Below are 17,280 nucleotides of genomic sequence, written 5' to 3'. Positions count from 1 at the left end.
GGCGCTCACCGCGGCACCGGCTGGGCCGTCGACTGCAGCAGCTCATCGAGCATCATCCGCCGGGTGGGCGGCGTGTCGAACGGGTCGCCGAGGAGGTCGGCCTGGGCCTCCGCCTTCGTCCGCAACCGCTGGTACTCCGACTCCTCGATGGTGCCGTTCGCCAGCAGCGTGATGTACCGCACCTCCCGCTCCTGCCCGCGCCGGTGGATCCGGTCGAGGCTCTGCAGGTAGTGGGCCGCCTGATTGGACAGCGACTCGTAGACGGCATACCGGGCGGAGTGCAGCGTCAGCCCGGCGCCGGCCGCTGCAGGGTTGCCCAGGAAGATCCGGACGTCGTCGTCCTCCTGGAAGCGCCGGACGGCCTCGCGGCGCTGCGCGGCCTCGGTGACCGATCCGTCTACACGGACGAGGCCGTAGCGCGCGAACCGCGCGGCGATGCGGTCGAGGCTCGAGCGGTAGAACGACCAGACGATCACCTTCTCGCCGTGCTCTGCGACGAGGTTCCCGAGCAGGGCGTCGAGCGCCTCGAGCTTGGCCGGCGTCTCGTCGTATCCGGGGACGACCGGAGCGGGGTCTGCACAGATCCGCAGGAGGGCCGTGCGTCGCTCGAGGAAGCTCTGCAACTGCCGGGTGTACGCCTCGTCGTCGGTGCTCTGCAGGTCGATGATCAGGTCGTTGAGCGCGGCCTCGTAGGCGGCCCTCTGCTGGGGGCCGAGCTCGACCGGGATCTCGGTGAACGTCCGCCCGGGGAGGTCGGTCAGGACCCACTGCTTGAGGTTCCTGACGAAGGTCCCGCGGTCGTGCAGCCGGGCCCGGATCTGCTCCCGGGCGCGCTCGCGGTCCGTGTCAAGCCGGAGGCCGGCGAACGTGTATCCGAAGTCGACCAGGTCGAACTGGGCAATGACGTCGCCCGCGGTGTTGGGTGCCGGGGTTCCGCAGAGGACGAAGGCATGAGTGCACCACTCCCGGACCCGCACTGCCGCGGCCGTGCGGCGGGCGTCGTGGTTCTTGACGTTGAAGGACTCGTCCACGGCCAGGGTCAGCCGCGTCCGCCGCGCCAGCCGCACCACCTCGTCCTCGAGGGCGACGAGGGTCTCGTAGTTCGCGACGACCACGTCGGCCCCGGCGAACAGCGCCCGCGCCTTCGCGCGCCGGTCGCCATCCGCGACGGCGACCCGGTACAGGTCACCGGTGAACCGCTCGAACTCCGTCTTCCACTCGGCGACCATGCTCTTGGGTGCGACGACGAGCAGGGTGTCGGTGAGCCCGCGTTCCACGAGCAGGTCGAACGCGGCGATCATGGTGACCGTCTTGCCGGTGCCCTGCTCATCGAACACGCAGCCGCCCCACCCCCCGTCGACGGTCAGCGCCGCGACGTTGCGGGCCTGGTGGTCGTCCAGCCGGTCGGCGAGGGCGGAGTCCGCGATCTGCGATCGGGCGGCCGCCGCGTCGCCGGCGGTGATCGCCTGCCACCGCCGGCGGACGTCCTGCGCGTGCCCCCAGATTCGCACGCGGTTCTCCGCCAGCCGTCGGGCCGCCTCGTCCCACTCCAGTCCGTGGCCGCCCTTCACGAGCGCGCTCGAGTGGCCCAGGTTGACCAGGACGGCTCCTTCCCGGACCCGGAGAGGGGCCGGTACGCCGGCCGCGGTGAGGAACGCCTTCGTTGTGACGGTGGAGGCGCCGGTCACCGCGAAGTGCTGACCGTCGTGACTCAGGCCGACACGCGGCGCGCGACCGCCGGAGTCAGTCATGCCCGGTCACTGCCCTCTCGCCACGGACGACGAGCTCGGCCTCGATCGTCCCCAAGCTCGCCCGGAAGACCCGCTCGAGGTCGATGAGCAGCTTGGTAGTCAGCGACCGCCAGTTGTCCGGCGGGGCGCCACCGAGCCGGTCCACGCACGAGATGAGGAAGCCCTCGAAACCGATCTTCTTCCGCGCGGCGGTCTTCCGGTCGGCCGTGATGACGGCCTCCCTGACCAGCTCCAGCGCGCCCTTCTTGTCCTGCTGCTCGAGCAGCTGGTGCGCGGTCTGAAGCTGCTCCATCGCCCCTTCGTCGGCGACGATCTTGTGCAGACTGCGCACCTGGACACCGGTGTCCATGACTTCGAACATCAGGTCGTAGACGATCTTCTTGAGCTCGTCGTCATCGTCGAGTTGGTCGGGAGTGATCTTGTCTCCGGCCTTGCCGGCGTCAATCTCGTAGAACCACTGGAAGATCTCGTCGGCCTTGTACCGCACCTCGGAAGCGTCCATCCCGCGCTGCGCGATGTGGTAGTCCTCGAACTCGTCGGCCCATCGGACCATCCGGATGTAGCGGGTCACCTCACGGACGGTGATCGCGTACTGGTGCGCGATCTTCTCCTTGAGCCGCTTCTCCTGGGCGGCCGTGATGCTGCCGCGGATGTCGTCGCGGTCCTTGCGGTAGTCGCGGACGACCAAGCGCGCCTTGACGTACTCGGGCCACTTCTCCTTGAGGTCGTCCTCGAAGTTCAGCGCGACGACGACCGCCTCGAACTGGTCGGGCGTGGTCTCCGGCGGCGCGACCCAGACCTTCACCCAACGTGCGCGTTCCTGCTCGTCGGTGGCGAAGCCGTCCTTCGTCAGGACGAACTTCGCAGCGGCCAACCGCCGGTTGCCGTCCTTCGGCTCGCCGTCGCTGGTGAGGATGGGAGGTCGTTCGACGCCCTTGCGGGCAATGCTGTTGGCGAGGGGCCTGATCTTGAAGGGGTCCTTCTTGTCGAGGCTCGGCAGGTAGAGCTCGCCGAACATCAACTGCAGGAGTTCCTCGTCTTCGGGCTCTCGGTGGTTGCGGTCGCGGAACTCCGCCACCTGGAGTTCGACACGGTGGTTCTCTCTCCACAGGTCGATCTCGCTGACATCCACGTACCCCTCCCACATCGGCACGGAGATGTTGTTGAACGTGGGCACCGGCTGGACGAGGTGCGGCTTGAGGCCATTCCGCTCGACGAGGTTCACCTTGCCCCACGGCTTCTCGTCGTCCGCCGTGCCGAGCAGCCGGCGCACCTCGTCGGCGACGTCCTCGTCGTTCCCGACCCCGGTGGCGTTGCGCAGCAGCACGAGGATCCGGGCGTACAGCCGCTCCGCGATGTCGGCCGAGATCTCCGCGTCGCGGGCGGCCTCCACCGCTTCCTGCACCTGCGGGCCGAAATCCGCGGACAGGACCTCGATCTCCGCGATGAGGTCTCGCATGGCCCGTCGGACACGCGTGTCGTCGATGTTGATCGTCACCTTCACTCCTTCTCGCCGACGGCGCGGCGACGTTCGGACAGCTCGGCGTCCTCGATGAACTCGCGGAGCTTGCGCATCCCGCGCGCCTTCCACGTGCGCACGGACAGGGGGTTGATGTCCTCGCCGAGGTTCTGGGAGACGATCTCGGCCACCTCGTCGGTCTCCAGCACGTCGCCGGCGACGATCATGTCGACGTACACCAGCATCACGTGCTTGATGTTGGCGTTCTCCCAGGTGCGGATCTCGGCCTTGACCAGCTCGATCGCCTGCTGGCGAAGGACCTTCTCATCGGGACCGTCCGTGGGAAGGTCCGCGTGGCTTTCGACGGGGATCTCCCGACGTCTGGTGGTGATCTTGCGCAGCTCGTTGAAGGCCGACTTGGCGAGGTACGACCTGACACTGCCCACCGGTCCGCGCTCGAGACGCTTGAGCAGCTTCTCGACCGCGGCGGCGACGGCGTCCTCGACCTCGGCCGAACCGACGTTGTCGAACTGCTTCCGGAACTGCTCGACGAGCCCGAGGAAGAAGCGGTCGCTCAACGCCCGCTGGAGGTCCTCGAGACCCTCCGCACTGTCGCCCCCCGTTGTCTCCGTCACGTGAGGAAGATCCGATTCACACCCGCCGCGTGACACGGCCGCCGAAGAAGTTCTGCCGCGTCGACCTGCGCAGCAGGCTCGTCAGACGGGCGGGGCTGCACCCCGGACGGTTCATGAACGAAGGCGTCTCGCACACCGCCTGTGTACTGAGGGGCACCGACGAGGACGGGCAACCATGCACGGCGTGTCGCTCCTCCGGGTGACGCAGTCAGGTAGGGGCCGGCGGGACCCCCGCCGTGAGGCGGACCGCCGGGTGCCGACCAGCCCCGGGCCCGCCCGGTCCACACATCTGTTCACCGGGCGCGCGTGGTGAAGATCGAGCCGATCGCTACCTCGACCGCGCGAAGCTCGTCGGTCGTCATGGACGCGAGGGACCGCACGAGACGACCCAGGAGCTCGGCCTCCGCGTCGTCGGGGGGGCCCGGTCGGCATGGAGGCGCCTACCCGTGGGGGTAGATCCACGCTGTCGCGCGAGTGCGGCGAGCGGAGGAGGCGTGATGTCGGTGAGCGAGGAGTCGCTGGAGCGCATGCGCGAGGCCGGCCGGACCACCCGACGCGCTGACGGCAAGACCGCCACGGAGCGGGGGCGGGACGACATGCTCGTCTGCGTCGCGAACTCGCGGCGGTGGGCCACAGGCGCAGCCATCGAGGAGTGCCGGCGCCAGCTGTGCAAGTAGCGACTTGCCCCGGGCAGGCGGGGTGGCGGCACGGTGATCGGCAGACCCGTGCCGCCACCGCCGGCCGCCGGACCGTGGCTGCCATGTCCACCCACCAGGGCGGGTTCGTCCGCCTGCCGACGCTGTCCGCCGAGCTGATGCGCATCCCGGATGCGACCAGGGCAGTCGAGCTGCTGGACCAGCCCAGCAGCCGACGCATCCGGGTCGAGCGGCTCGACTGCCGGTGCAGGCCGACGGAGGCCGCCGACGGCTGATCCGTCCGGAACGCCTCCCTGCTGCCGCGGCAGCAGAGAGCCGCGAGCAGCCGCTTTCGTCAGGCAGCGGGGACGGTGACTGGTGGCCGCCAGAGCCCGGCGGGGGTAGTCGCCTGCTGCCGCACCGCCAGCCGCTGCCTGAACGCCGCCTGCCCGGACGGCTCCCCGTGCACGAGCATCACCTCACCGGCGCCGACCTCGGCGGTGATCCCGACGAGCTCGTCGGCGGTGGCGTGCGCGCCGAGCCCGTACCGGGCCACGTGCGCGGCGACGGTCACCGGCGACGGGGGGCCGCCGGCGGCGGTGGGCAGCTCGAACTCCCCGCCGCCAGCCTCGGCGAGCGCCAGCAGCCGTCCCCCGGGGGACTCCTCGTCCTGGTAGCCGACGATCATCAGGCCGGCCGCCGGGTCGGGCAGCAGCTCGCGCGCCCAGGACACCGCCGGGCCCGCGGTGAGCATCCCCGACGTCGCGATGACCACCCCGGACCGCAGCGCCGCGATCGCCTGCTGCGTACCACCGACCGGCACCCGGCGGACCCGGGGGCCGAAGATGCGCAGCGGGCCGCCGTCGGGACCGGCATGCGACTCGTACACGGCGGTCACCTCGCGCGCGAGACCGTCGACGAGGACTTCGACGTCCGGGAGGTGTTCGGCGAGGACGGCGGCGACCTCCTGCGCGCGCCCGAGGGCGAACGCCGGGATGAGCACCCGTCCACCGGCTGAGGTCACCGTGGTCACGTCCCGCACCAGCTGGGCGACCTCGGCCTCCCGCGGCGTGCGGCGCCCGGATCCGGCGTAGGTCGACTCAAGCAGCAGAAGGTCCGCGCCCTTCGCGGAGTCGGGGATCTCGATGCCGCCCACGGTCTTCTGCCCGGGTCGGGACACGTCCCCGGAGACGACGACCCGCGCTTCACCGACGTGCACGACGACGCCGGCGGCGCCGACGATGTGCCCGGCGGCGAACAGCTCGATCTCGCAGTCCCCCACCCGCTGCCGCCTGCCGAACGCCGTCGGCACCAGCCGGGCCAGGGCGCGTTCGACGTCGCTTCGGTCGAACGGCGCGGCCGACGCCGTGCCACCGCGTCGGGCCAACACCTTCGCGGAGTCAAACCACATCGTGGCCAGCAGGTCCGCGGTCGGTGCAGTCACGTAGACGGGTGTGTCCGGGCGGCGGACGAGGACAGCCGGCACCCAGCCGGCGTGGTCGTTGTGCGCGTGCGTGACGACGATGCCGTGCAGCGGCCCGGCGAACGCCTCCTGGATCCGGCGCGGCGCGAGCGAATCGGCGTCGGTGCCGCCGGGCCAGGACCCGGCGTCGACGAGCAGTCGGGTGTCGCCGGCGGTGACCAGCACGCAGGAGCCGCCGACCTCGGCACCGCCGCCGAGGACGTCGACGCGCAGTTGCCGCTCGTGCACCACGGCGACCGGCTGCGGAGGGCGGACGAACGCCTCGAGCAGCCGCGGCAGCCACGCCGGGGCTGTGTCGGCGACGTCGGCGGGCAGCCCGGCGACGCGGGCGGCCACCGCGAGACGGGCCGGGTCGGCGGCCGGGCCGGCGACGTCGTGGCGGGTCGGGTCGACCCGCTCGGGTTCCCCGGAACCGACACCGCGGGAGTCGGCGGGCAGGCGGACCTCGGCCGGGGCGAGGGCCGCGGCCAGCTGCCCGGCAGCGCGGACCGGGTCGGCGGCGTCGCGGCGGGCGGCAGCCAACTGCGCCTCGGCGGCCGCCGCGCGTGCCTCCAGCGCGATCAGCTCTTCGGCCAGACCGGCGTTCTCGTCGCGGAGCCGGGCCGCATCTGCCTCGGCGGCGGCGGCCTGCGCTCGGGCCCGGTCGCGAGCAACGCGGAGCTCCGTGGCCCTGCGGTCGGCGCGGGCGGCCTCCCGCTCTTGAGGGACCACGCGGTCGGCGCGCCCCGCCTGCCTGGCGGCCCGGCCGCGGGCGCGGCGGGCGGCGGCGAGCATGCCGCGCACAGACTGCGCGCCGCGGGCGGCAACGGCTGCGTCGGCCGACAGCAGCTGGGCGACGACGTCACCACCCTCCTGCTCCGGTTCGGCGTGCCCGCGCAGCGCTGCGGCCGTGGCTGCACGCAGTGGCGCCACCTGCTCCAGCAGGCCGAGCAGCCGGGTGATGCCGTCGGCGTCGGTGACCACGGCCTCGGGCTCGATCGGCTGAGCGGACCGCTCGGCGACGATCACCGCGGCCGCGTGCAGTGCCGCGCGGACCGCGCCGGGCAGTGTGAGCCGGGCGGCGATCGGGGGGTCGCTCACCCCCCCGGTCACGCCCGTGCTCCCGCCTGCCGGGCCACCGCGGCGGCGAGTACCGGCTCGGCCTGCACCCGCCCATCGGCGGCGACGGCCAGGCAGCTCAGCGCCAGCAGCGTGTCGATGACCTCCCCGACGCCGGTGAACCCGGCGGAGGCGGCCAGCGCGGTCAGGTCGGCGTCGTCGGCGAGGACGGCGGCCAGCTCGTCGGGCTGCTCCCCGGTCTCCGCGGTCAGCTCGGCGGCGGCGTCGAACACCGCCCGCAGGGCCGGCGAGTTCTCCCCGATGCCGGCGTCGGCGATCAGACGCTGACCGGCGTCGCCGGCCAGCCACGCGGCGGTGTCCTCCAGCAGCCGGACGGCCCCGGGGGCGGGCCTGCCGGTGGTGGCTCGGGCGGCGGTGTGCGCGAGCACCCTCGGCCAGCCGCCGGTGACCGCCGCCAGCCGGAAACGGGAGGACTCGTCGGGGAAGGGCAGATTGTCCTGGTCGCACCACAGCCGCAGGCCGGGGATGTCCACGCGGGCCGAGTCGATCCGTTCGGTGCGCCGCACCCACGCCGGCGCGTTGCCCGGCGCGCACACGACGGCGACGGTCACCTCCACCGGTGCGGCCGCGACGGCGGTCTCCGCGGCGACGAACAGCACCGCCAGCGCCTCGGCCGAGCAGCCGGTGGCGTCGGCGAGGACGAGAGTCGCGTCGGTGGCGGCCCTGGCTACCTCGACGCGAATGCCGTCGGGCGTGACGGTGTGGCAGCGAGTCAGCGCCCCCAGCCACCGGCCGCCGGAGCGGGCGGCCTCCACGGCGGGGATGACCGCACCGACTCCGAGGGCGGCCGACCCGGTGACCGCGAGCACCTGCCGGCGGGCATCGAACAGCCGGCCCAGCTGCCGCTCGGTCAGCGGGCTTCGACCGGCCTCCCCGAACGGGCGGCGGTGGCTGCCGGCATCGGATACGGACGGCACCGTCAGCCGGTCGGGCGCGGACAGCAGCGTCTCCAGCACCTCCTCCTCCGTCCCCAGTAGCCGCAGGACGCTGGGCGTGCGGAGCCGGTAGCGGCCGCCGTCGGCGGCGAGCACGCCGAGGTCGACGCACTCTGTGACCAGGCCACGGAAGTCGTCGGCGCCGCAGGAGGCGAACCCTGCCGGCCAGTACGCGCGGCACTCCTCCGACAGCTCCGACAGGCTGAGGCTGGCGTCGATGCCGTGCTCGTGGGCGGCGGCGGCGACGGCGTAGGCGACGACCAGGTAGCGGTGGTCGAGGTTGAGGGTGAGGACGTACTTGTCCCGGTAGGCCGCGCGCAGGTCGGCGTCGGCGAAGACAACCTCGACGTCCTCGGCGGTCACCAGCTGCGGCGGCCCGTCGGCAGGCACCGGCTGGGCAGCCATGTGCCGCATCAGCGCCTCACCGAACAGCTGCAGCAGCGCGGGCATGTTGTTGGCCAGCGCGAGGATCCGCGCCGGCAGGGTGTCCGGGTCGGCGAAGCCGAACCCGAGCGCGCCAAGCGGCTCGGTCAGCAGTTCGTGGGCGTGCTGCGGGCGCAGCGGGCCGACGACGATCGGGCGGCCCAGATGCGCCAGTGGCTGGTTGGGCAGGGACTCGAAGCGGGCGGTGCGGTGCAGTCCGGCGAAGACGAACTTCACCCGCCGCTCGGACTCGAGCATGATCCGTCGGCACCGGTCGACGTTCGGGAACAGGGCGTCGACGGCGTCCGCCTCGAGGAAGGCGTCGGCCTCGTCGAGCAGTACGAGCAGCGCCCGGCTGGGGTTGCCCTCCAGCCAGCGCAGCACGGCGGCGTGCACCTCCTCGGCGACGTCCTGGCTCGCCGGCACCTCCCCGACGATCCCGGCGCGGTGCAGGTCGGGCCACAGGGTCTGCCACAGCCGCTCGGGGTGCCCGTCGCCGCCGACCGTGAACAGGCTGGCCATGACCGCGTGCCTGGCCGTGCCGGACTCGACGAACCGGCGAGCGGCCTCGCGCAGCAACGCCGACTTGCCCAGCTGGCGACCGCCGGAGACGAATGACGGCCCGGCGAGATCCTGCACCGCGGCGAGCTCCTCGGTGCGCCCGTAGAACATCTCCTTCGGAGTGTCCCCGGGGGTGTCGCGGTACGGGCTGGCCGCGCTGAACGGCAGCGCGATCGCCTCGAACGTCGTCCGCCGTGGCTCGGGCTGACACGCCAGATAGGCCAGAGCGCCGGCGTCGAGCCACAGCAGCGGCGGCTTCGCACGGCCGCGGGCGGCGTTGGCGATGGCCCGCCGCTGGGCGGCCGACAGGGCCGTGCCGGTCCACAGCACCAACACGGTCTGGTCGCCCGCCTCGCTGCTCATCCACTCCAGCACCGTGGTCGGGCTCGGGGCGCTCTTGACGAGCAGGACCCGCAGCGTCGTCCCGTCGGTGCTCATGCCCGACCCAAGTGCAGGGGTGAGGGCGTCGCCGTAGCCGGACACCCGGTGCAGCGTCAGCCACTGCCGACCGCCCTGCCCGGCCGGCGACGGGTGTTGGCGAACGTCACCGAACTCCAGACCAGCCTGGGACAGGACCAGCCGCAACGCCCCTGCGAGCTCGACCGACCGTTGCGTGCCGCGACCACCGGTCAGCGCCGACTGCCACGCGCCGATCGCCTTGCGGGCGGCGTCGCGCCGGACGTCGGGTAGCTCGGTCACGTCCAGCCCGGCGCCCACGAGCCCGGCCACGCCGCTGCTGGCCGGGCCACCCGACAGCGCGACGTGCAGTTCGGCGAGCAGGTTGGGGTGCCTGGCGGCCACGTCGGGGACGGCGGGGAAGAACCGCTGCAGGTGCCCGGGCTCGGTGCGTGCCTGCGGCAGACGGTGGCCGGCCAGGGTCGTCTGCAGGTGCTCCTCGGCGCTCGCCACGTGCCCCTCGCGGGCCCACGCCGACAGCTTCTCGGCGGCTTCGGCGACGAGGGTGCTGACCTGCGCGTGCTCGGCGATGCGGGCCAGAGTCGCGTCGATCTTGCGTTGCTGGTGCTGGTCGAGCTCCGCACGGATGCCGGCGGCCGCGGCGCGGATGCGGCCGTAGTCACGGCGGGCGTTGTCGTCCAGCGCCCGGGCCCGCGAGGCCAGCGTCGCCCAGGGCCCGTCATCGAGGGTGCCGGCCATCCGCCGGGCGTCGATGAGGCTGCTCAGCGCGCTCACCTCGTCTCCGACAACACCGGTCATCTCGGTGATGTCGGCGGCACGCTGCCGGTCGAGGGCGGCGGCGGTGGCCGGGTCCTCGGCGCGCAGTCCAGCGGCGAGGACGGCGGTCAGGTCGTGGTCGCCGCGAGCGGCGCGACCGGCGTAGACGGCCTCGACGTCGGGTGCCTCGGCGGCGACGGCGAGCAGCGCCGGCAGCGTGTCGGCGGTCAGCCCGGTGTCGGGCAGCAGCGTGTCCGCGGTCAGCGGCAGGTCGGTGGCCAGCAGCTCGGCGTGCGCGGTGTAGGCGACCGGCGGCTCGTCCCCGCCGGGAGCGTCACCGTCGCAGATCGCGAACGCGTCGGCGAGCAGCTGCCCGGCCGCGTCGACCGTCGCCGCGGTGACCGGGGTGTCGCCGGCCTGCGCGGCGAGCTCGGCGGCCGCGGCGACGCGGACGGCCGCCAGCCGCTGCCGCAGCTTGTTCAGCGGCGCGGCCTGCCATGCGCCGGCAGAGACGGCGGCCGCCTGCCCGACCTGCTCGGCGGCGTCGGCCCAGCGGACGGCGAGCTCCAGCGCCTCCTCCCAACGAGCCAGCAGGGTGGCGCGGGCACCGGCCTTGATCTGGCGCTTCTGCTGCCGGTTGATCTCGGTGAAGGTCGTGTCGATCGCCTTCGCGGCCTTGCCGCGCAGTGACACGACGGCATTACGCACGTCGAGGACGGCGGCCGGGTCGTTCGCCGCGACCATCCCGAGCAGCGTCCCCAGCGGACCGTCGGGGTTCAGCCAGGCGCCGTACACGCCGTTGGCCGGCACGTACTTGATCGGCCGGCGGCCGGCAGGGGTGAGCATGTTTGCGGCCGCGCGGGCGGCGTCGGCGGCGTCGTTCTCCGCGGCGGCCAGCGTGCCGACGGCGTCGGCGGTCTCGGCGACCACGACGATCCCGGCACGGCTGGCGTCGGCGAGCGCGTCGAGAGCCTCGGTCAGGGCCGACTGGTCGGAGACGCACGGCAGCAGGTCGGCCAGCACGCTCGCCGGGGAAGCCGACGGCGCCAGCAGCGCGACTCGGGCGGCGGCGGTCAGCGCGAGCAGTTGCCCGGCGCGGTCGTCGGCGAGCTTTTCGCGGGTGACCTCGCCGATCAGGTCGGCAAACGCCGACGCCAGCGGGCCGGTGGGCTCGGTGAGCGCGTCGGCGTAGGCGGCCAGGCGGCGCGCGGCGACTGCCGCGGGGGCGGCGCCTGCGGCCTCGAGGATGTCGGCGGCCAGCCCGAACCGCCGGTCGGTCAGCAGCGTTGAGACGACAGCGGCAACGTCCCCGTCGGCCCGGCCGTCGCTGGTCACGTCCGGTGCGGGCAGAGCCTCGGCCGGGACGTCGGGGGTCGAGGTGGCGCCGGCAACCGGTGCGGCCGCGGGGATGGGCCGCCGGCGCGGCGCCCCCACGGCGGCCAGCGCGGCACCGGCGCCGCCCAGCAGGGCCGCGTCGAGCTCGGTGAGGTCGATCTCGGCCAGACCGGCCCACTTGTCCAGGTCGGCGCTGGTCTCGGCGGTAGTCCCTGCCTCGCCGGCCGTCTCGTCCTGCACCGGGGTCGTCCGCTCGGCCGTGTGCGCGTCGGCGGGCACCGGCTCGTCGGCGGGAGGAATCTCGGCGGCGCCGGGGAGGGCCCCGCCGGTGGGGGACTCGGAGGGGGACGCCTCTTCGGCGGAGATCTCGGCGGTGGGCACCTCCTCGGCGGGGCCCTCATCGGTGAGCTCCGGCGCCACGGCGGCAGGTACCTCGGGGGCGACGGTGGCGCCCGTCGCGTCCGTCGTCGGCTCCTCGTCGGCGTCGATGACGTGGTCCGGAGGTGAGTCGTCCTCGACCGTCGCCTCGACCACAGCGGTGCCCTCGATCTTGGCGGCGACCTCGTCAGGAAGGGTCACGTATCCCATAGCGGCGGCGGTGAACAGCGCCGCAGTCTCCGGCCACAGCGTCGCTGCGGCGCCCTGCGCCTCGGCGACCGTGGCGAAGTCCGACAGCTCCCCGCGGCGCTGGGCGGCGATGAGGTCCAGGACGTGAAGCAGCGCGGCCAGCGGCTCCCGCGGCGCATCCGGGTCGCCGAGCGCTGCCGCGGCCGCGGCGCGGACCTGCCCGATCGTGGTCCGCACGCTCTCGTGGCCCTCCAGTGCCGCGAGGCGCCGCAGCCAGACAGCATCGGAGGCGGCCGCCAACTCGGCCCGCAGCGCCGCTATGCCCTCTTCGATCCCGGCCCGCGACTCGGGCAGCTGCTCTGCGTCGATCCGCTGCCGCAGTCCCCGCAGGGCGGCGAAGGCCGCCGTGACGTGGGTGGCGACCTGTCCCAGGGTCGCGTCGTCCGGCAGCCGGCCGGCGCGCATGTCGGCCGCCACCGAGTCGGCGGCGTCGGCGGCCGTCTCCCACTGCGCCAGCACCCGCTCGCTGCTGGCGATGAGCGCCTCGTCGTCGGCGGGGATGTCACCGCTCGCCACGTTGTCGCCTGCCGTCGCGGAGGCGGGTACCGCACCGTCGTCGTCGCCCTGTGAGTCGAGGTCTTCGAAGTCGTGGCCGTCCTCGGCCGCCTCGTCGTCGGATTCGATCACCGGGAAGCGGTCAGGCAGGGCGCGAATCTCCTCGAGGATCTGCTGGAGGTCGTCGCCGTCGAGGAGATCCCCGTCCGCCAGGCCCATCGAGTCCAGCCGGGCGGCCGGGGCCAGCTCCGCCAGCTTCGCCTGCGGGACCGGCGGCAGGTCGGGGAACTGGTCAGCGAGCTGAATGTGGGCCTGCCGGGCGGCCTCCTCGGCAGTCGCCATCACCGCGAGCGCTACCGCCGAGGCCGCGGTGTCCCAGGCGATCGCGCTGGCCAGTCCGGCGCGCAGCAGCGCTGGTGGCAGCTCCCGCAGCGCCAGGTTCAGGCTGATGGCCAGCTGCGGATGCTCGGCGAACACCGCCACCGCCGGCGCGTTGTCCTCACCGAGCAGTGCCGCCCACAGCTTGGGTCCGAGCGAGTGGTCCAGCGTCGCGGCAAGGGGCGCGGTCAGATCGCGTAGAACCTCGCCACGAGCCGCCGGCTGCTCCGCGCGGGCGCGGGCCAGCAACTGGGCGGCCATGCCCCGGTTCACCGTGGCCGCGCCGCGGAGTCCCAGGACGCTCAGCACGTACTGGCGGCTCCGCTGCGGCATCGAACGCAGCACCCGGAGCACGTCGTCGGGGCTGACCTCTGTCAACGCCTCGGTGACGACCGCGTCCAGGTCGTACACGTCCGCGATGTCGCGGCCAGACGGCCACTGCTCCGGCGTCTCCGGCACCGTCGCCGACGGGCGGGAGTGCAGATGCGGGCGGGACCGACCGGCCTTGCGCCGTGAATAGGCCACGCGCGACCTCCTGAAAGCGACGGGTGAGCGGACGAGGACGGACCGTATCTGGACGATCCGACAACTCCGGGTAGCGCCGCCATCGCGACCGCGCCATGTCGGAGCCGCCGTCTTCCCGCATCGAGGCACAGGGCGCCCTCGTGCCTTCGACGGTCAGCACCCGTAGCCCCCGCCGAGCAGTGAGGGCAACCCGACTCCCACACACCCGACTACGCGGTCAAGCCTCCATGACATCCCGCCTCGCCCCCGGACCAGTCAGGCACATGGACGAGAGCGGAGACACCGTGAACGAGCAGGATCTAGACCGGCCGACACACCGGCGGCCCAAGAAGACGAAGGGCCGCCGCCGGGCCGCGAAGCAGAGCGGCGGCATCGACACGCCCGTGACCGCCGGCAGCTTCGCGCACCGGGCCCCGGCCGTCTTCGTGGCCCGAGAGTCCGACCTGTACGGGCACATGCTGCTGAGCAAGATGGTCGAGCAGACCCTCGATCCCTTCATGCACATCCCGGCAGTCCAGGCCGCGGCCGCGCTCGGCGTGACGCCGCTGCTCCGGACTCCGGAGGGCGACCGTGTCCGTGAGGAACTCAACGCGCGACTGCTGTACCCGAGCGACGGTTCCGGCCGCCGGTTCTTCGGCGTCCGCTTCGAGATCGACGGCTACGCGTTCCAGTACGGCCTCACTACCGGCGCGGGAGCCACGCTGCAGGGCGACAACGACTGGGTCGAGTCGCTGGTCGAACTGCTCGAGGACTACCGGCCGGCCAAGCTGATCGCCGGGCCGGCGGCCCGGCTCGCCCGCATCGAGCCGCTGTTCGTCCGGCTGGAGGCACCGCTGAAGGCTGCGCGGACCGCGGTGGTGACCGCGGAGACGCCCGAGGGCGGCCTGGACCTTCGGACGCAGGCCGGTCTCGACAACTGGCGCACCCTCGCAAGAGCGGCCCAGGCCGACTACCACGCCTCCGTCCTGCGGATGTTCACCGGGGTTGTGTACGAGATCAAGAACAACCGCTACCCGCGATCGCCGATCGCCCTCTACCCCGGCTACCTGAAGCGCGGCGGCAAGAAGGACGACCGGAACGACGTCCTGCTCGACGACTCCCCCGAGACGAAGGCCTTCGTCCGGCGCTTCATCGAACTGGCCGCCAGCGACGCCACCGACGACGAGATCGTCGCGGACCTGACCCCGCTGGGCCTGCGCTCACGTCACCCGCAGCTCGTCGCCGAGGGCCGCAACGCCCCCGAGCACGTCGACGACCCCCGGAGGATGCTCCGCTCCCTCTACCCCGCCCTGCGCACCTACCGGGACGGCACCTACCTGTTCCAGCACGAGATGCCGCTCCCGGACTACGACAAAATCCACGGGTTCGACGTCTTCCGCACCAACCCGCACGACCCCGGCTTCATCCAGAAGGTCCTGCAGTTCCCGCTGCCGGACGGCGGCTGGCACGACTCGGCGTTGATCGAGGAAGCGATCCGCCTCCGCGACCCGGACCCGGACCCGAATGCCACGGTGGCCGCGCCGCTCACCCGCGACACGGTCAAGCCGCTCGCCGGGCTGTTCCGGTGGACCGACGCCGGGCACGAGTACTGCCTCCTGGCGAACGACGCCGAGAGCTACGAGCTGCGGCGCCGCCCGGCCCCGGGGGCCACGAAGGCGTCGGGTGGCCGCCGCAGGTTCGACCCGAACGACGGCGAGCTGGTGGGCCGCTTCGACGCCGGCCGTCTGCACCTTGCGGTGGCCCAGCTGCTGCGTCGGCTGGGCGAAGGCGTTCCCGCGGCGCTCCCGTGCCCCGCAGCGCCCCTCCCCTCCGACCGGCTCCTCACCGACCTCCGCCAGCAGCGCGACGACGCCCAGCGCCAGGCCGACGCGGCCCGACAGGAAGTGCTTCGGGCCAGCAACGAGGACGAGAAGGAGGAGTACCGGGAGCTCGGCAAGGAACAGCAGCAGGAGGTTCGCCGGCTGAACGCGGAGATCGCCCGGGAGGAGGCCAAGCGCCGCCCGGTGCCGCGGACGACACACGACGGGACGCGGATCGCAGCCCTGGTCAAGATCCTTGAAGACCTGCCCGGGGCGGCGGACACCGCGGTCGCGCGGGCGCTGCGCGGACTCGTGCGCGGCGCTCGCATCCTCGACGCTGGGCCGACGCGGCCCCTGGCGCGGGTGGAGATGACCCTCGCCATCCGCACCGACACTGGCTCGCTGAACGTCGGGCCGATCAGCGAGCCGGTGAAGAACCGCGCCGTCGGCGGCATGCCCGGCACCGACCCGCGCAGGCAGGGCTTCGCGCGGCGCAACGTCAACCTCCTCGAGGCGTTGCTGCTCGAGGGCGCGACCGAGGACGAGCGCAAGGAGCTCTGGGAGACCGAGGGATTCACCGCGCGTAGCTACACGCGCCGCATGTTCGCCGCCCTGGAACCGGTCGTGGGCGGCCAGGTCGCCTCGGCGCTCATCCACTGCCCGATCATCGACTCGCGGCGGGCCGCCCTCGAGCCGTACCTCCGGCACGGCATCCCGCTGGGCGACGGCTTCGCGCCCGAGCTGGCCGAGGAGCTCCCCCGAATCTACGTCCCAACCGGGTTCAGCTGGACCAACGGGTGGTGCCCCGGCGGCATGGCGCGCGAGCGGCAGGTGCTGGCCCTCATCGACCGGTACGCGACGGTCCCGGACGACGGCTTGGCGACCGCCGAGGTCAAGCAGGGGCTCGCGATCGATGACACGGCCTTGTACCGGATGGCCCACGAGGGGAACAGGCCCTACGGTCGCCCGAACGCCAAGCCGTCCCCGGCGCCCTGGTACGCCCGCGTGGAGATCCTTCCGGGCCCCGGTGGCCCGCGGAGCTTGGGGTCCCGAGTGCGCATCCGGCGGTGTCCGCACTGCGGTGAGCGCAAGCTCCTCCAACCGCTCCGCGTTCCCGAGGTCGCCGGCTACCTGCTGTGCGTGAACTGCCGTAGGTCGCTGCGCTCGGCGGTCCGGTACCCCGACGAGTTCTTCCTGCCGTGGGACGGGCCGCAGTCGCTGACGCGCCGACGCCCGGACGCGGGGACCGCCTCCGAGAAGGTCTGGTTCAGCACGTCGGGACGCATCATCGTCGGGACGAGCCTGTGCACGGTGCACGTCCCGAGCCTCCACGCGCCGCGCCGGCGTAAGTGACGCCGCGGTGCGGGTACCGTCCGGCCCGGATGTACCACCCGCACCGCAGGCCGAGGCGCATGGCCTCCGTAGGTTCCCCTCGGCGAGTGGGGACTTCTGCTCGCCTGCGGCCGGCCCGGTGTCGGTGTGGTGGCCTACGGTCGCGGCGTGAGGAGTGAGCGGAGGCCGCTGCCGGCTGGATGGCTGACGTTGAGCGAGGTCGCCGCCCGCCGCGGCGACGTGAACATCGCCGGGGTGGGTGCGTGGGTCTACCGGCAGATGCGGGACCGGACGCTGATCGCGGCAGAGGACGGCGACACCATCCGCGTGCCGGCGTTCCTGCTCACCGCCGACGGTGAACCGCGACCCGAGCTGCGGCCGCTGCTGGAGGTGCTCGGGAGCGCCCGGGCGGACGGCCTCAGCAGAGCCGCCTGGCTGACCACACCGACGGACGAGCTGGGGGGCGGCGTGCCCGAGCAGGTCGCCGTCACAGATCCGGCGCGTGCGCTATGGGCTGCCGCCCGGTTCGCCGCCGCCGGTGGAGCGGCCCGGTAGGTGGCCTGCTGGGCGCTCAGCGGTGGCGCGTCCTGCTGGCGCTGGCGGTGCGTGCGCGAC

Annotated in this window: 9 protein-coding genes; 4 read left to right on the top strand and 5 right to left on the bottom strand. The window is 73.2% G+C overall.

The window, feature by feature from the left end; genetic code table 11:
- Positions 1-5: 5 nt before the first annotated feature.
- The 3 genes from ACU610_RS21310 to ACU610_RS21300 are packed head-to-tail and all read right to left on the bottom strand — an operon-like array spanning position 6 to position 3,845.
- On the bottom strand, positions 6-1,751 hold the full coding sequence (locus tag ACU610_RS21310; RefSeq protein ID WP_446769691.1) for a DEAD/DEAH box helicase: 1,746 nt from the start codon (positions 1,749-1,751) through the stop codon (positions 6-8).
- Positions 1,744-3,249, bottom strand: coding sequence for a hypothetical protein (locus ACU610_RS21305; RefSeq protein ID WP_446769690.1), 1,506 nt, complete (start codon positions 3,247-3,249; stop codon positions 1,744-1,746). The genes ACU610_RS21310 and ACU610_RS21305 overlap by 8 nt, the downstream gene beginning before the upstream one ends.
- A 2-nt stretch (positions 3,250-3,251) precedes the next feature.
- Complete coding sequence (locus ACU610_RS21300) at positions 3,252-3,845, bottom strand: hypothetical protein (RefSeq protein ID WP_446769689.1); 594 nt, start codon at positions 3,843-3,845, stop codon at positions 3,252-3,254.
- Positions 3,846-4,342: 497 nt separating this feature from the next.
- Here ACU610_RS21300 and ACU610_RS21295 point away from each other — a divergent pair, with 497 nt between their 5' ends.
- Both ACU610_RS21295 and ACU610_RS21290 read left to right on the top strand, forming a co-directional pair.
- Positions 4,343-4,522, top strand: coding sequence for a hypothetical protein (locus tag ACU610_RS21295; RefSeq protein ID WP_446769688.1), 180 nt, complete (start codon positions 4,343-4,345; stop codon positions 4,520-4,522).
- Positions 4,523-4,605: 83 nt separating this feature from the next.
- Entirely contained in the window at positions 4,606-4,776 is a 171-nt protein-coding gene (locus ACU610_RS21290) for a hypothetical protein (protein ID WP_446769687.1), read from the top strand.
- 59 nt (positions 4,777-4,835) lie between these two features.
- Here the strand turns inward: ACU610_RS21290 and ACU610_RS21285 are convergent, their stop codons facing one another.
- Both ACU610_RS21285 and ACU610_RS21280 read right to left on the bottom strand, forming a co-directional pair.
- Positions 4,836-7,055 carry an MBL fold metallo-hydrolase gene (locus tag ACU610_RS21285; protein ID WP_446769686.1) on the bottom strand — a complete coding sequence of 740 codons (2,220 nt, stop codon included), beginning with the start codon at positions 7,053-7,055 and terminating at the stop codon, positions 4,836-4,838.
- Entirely contained in the window at positions 7,052-13,534 is a 6,483-nt protein-coding gene (locus tag ACU610_RS21280) for a hypothetical protein (protein WP_446769685.1), read from the bottom strand. The genes ACU610_RS21285 and ACU610_RS21280 overlap by 4 nt, the downstream gene beginning before the upstream one ends.
- Positions 13,535-13,818: 284 nt before the next feature.
- Here ACU610_RS21280 and ACU610_RS21275 point away from each other — a divergent pair, with 284 nt between their 5' ends.
- A complete protein-coding gene (locus ACU610_RS21275; protein ID WP_446769684.1) occupies positions 13,819-16,686 on the top strand; it encodes a hypothetical protein in 2,868 nt (955 codons plus the stop codon).
- A 147-nt stretch (positions 16,687-16,833) separates the two neighbouring features.
- A complete protein-coding gene (locus tag ACU610_RS21270) occupies positions 16,834-17,220 on the top strand; it encodes a hypothetical protein (RefSeq protein ID WP_446769683.1) in 387 nt (128 codons plus the stop codon).
- Positions 17,221-17,280: the final 60 nt, after the last annotated feature.

It is taken from the genome of Geodermatophilus sp. URMC 61 (assembly GCF_052931555.1).
The sequence above is the reverse complement of the archived record's forward strand: the minus strand, read 5'-3'. Positions and strand labels throughout refer to the sequence as shown.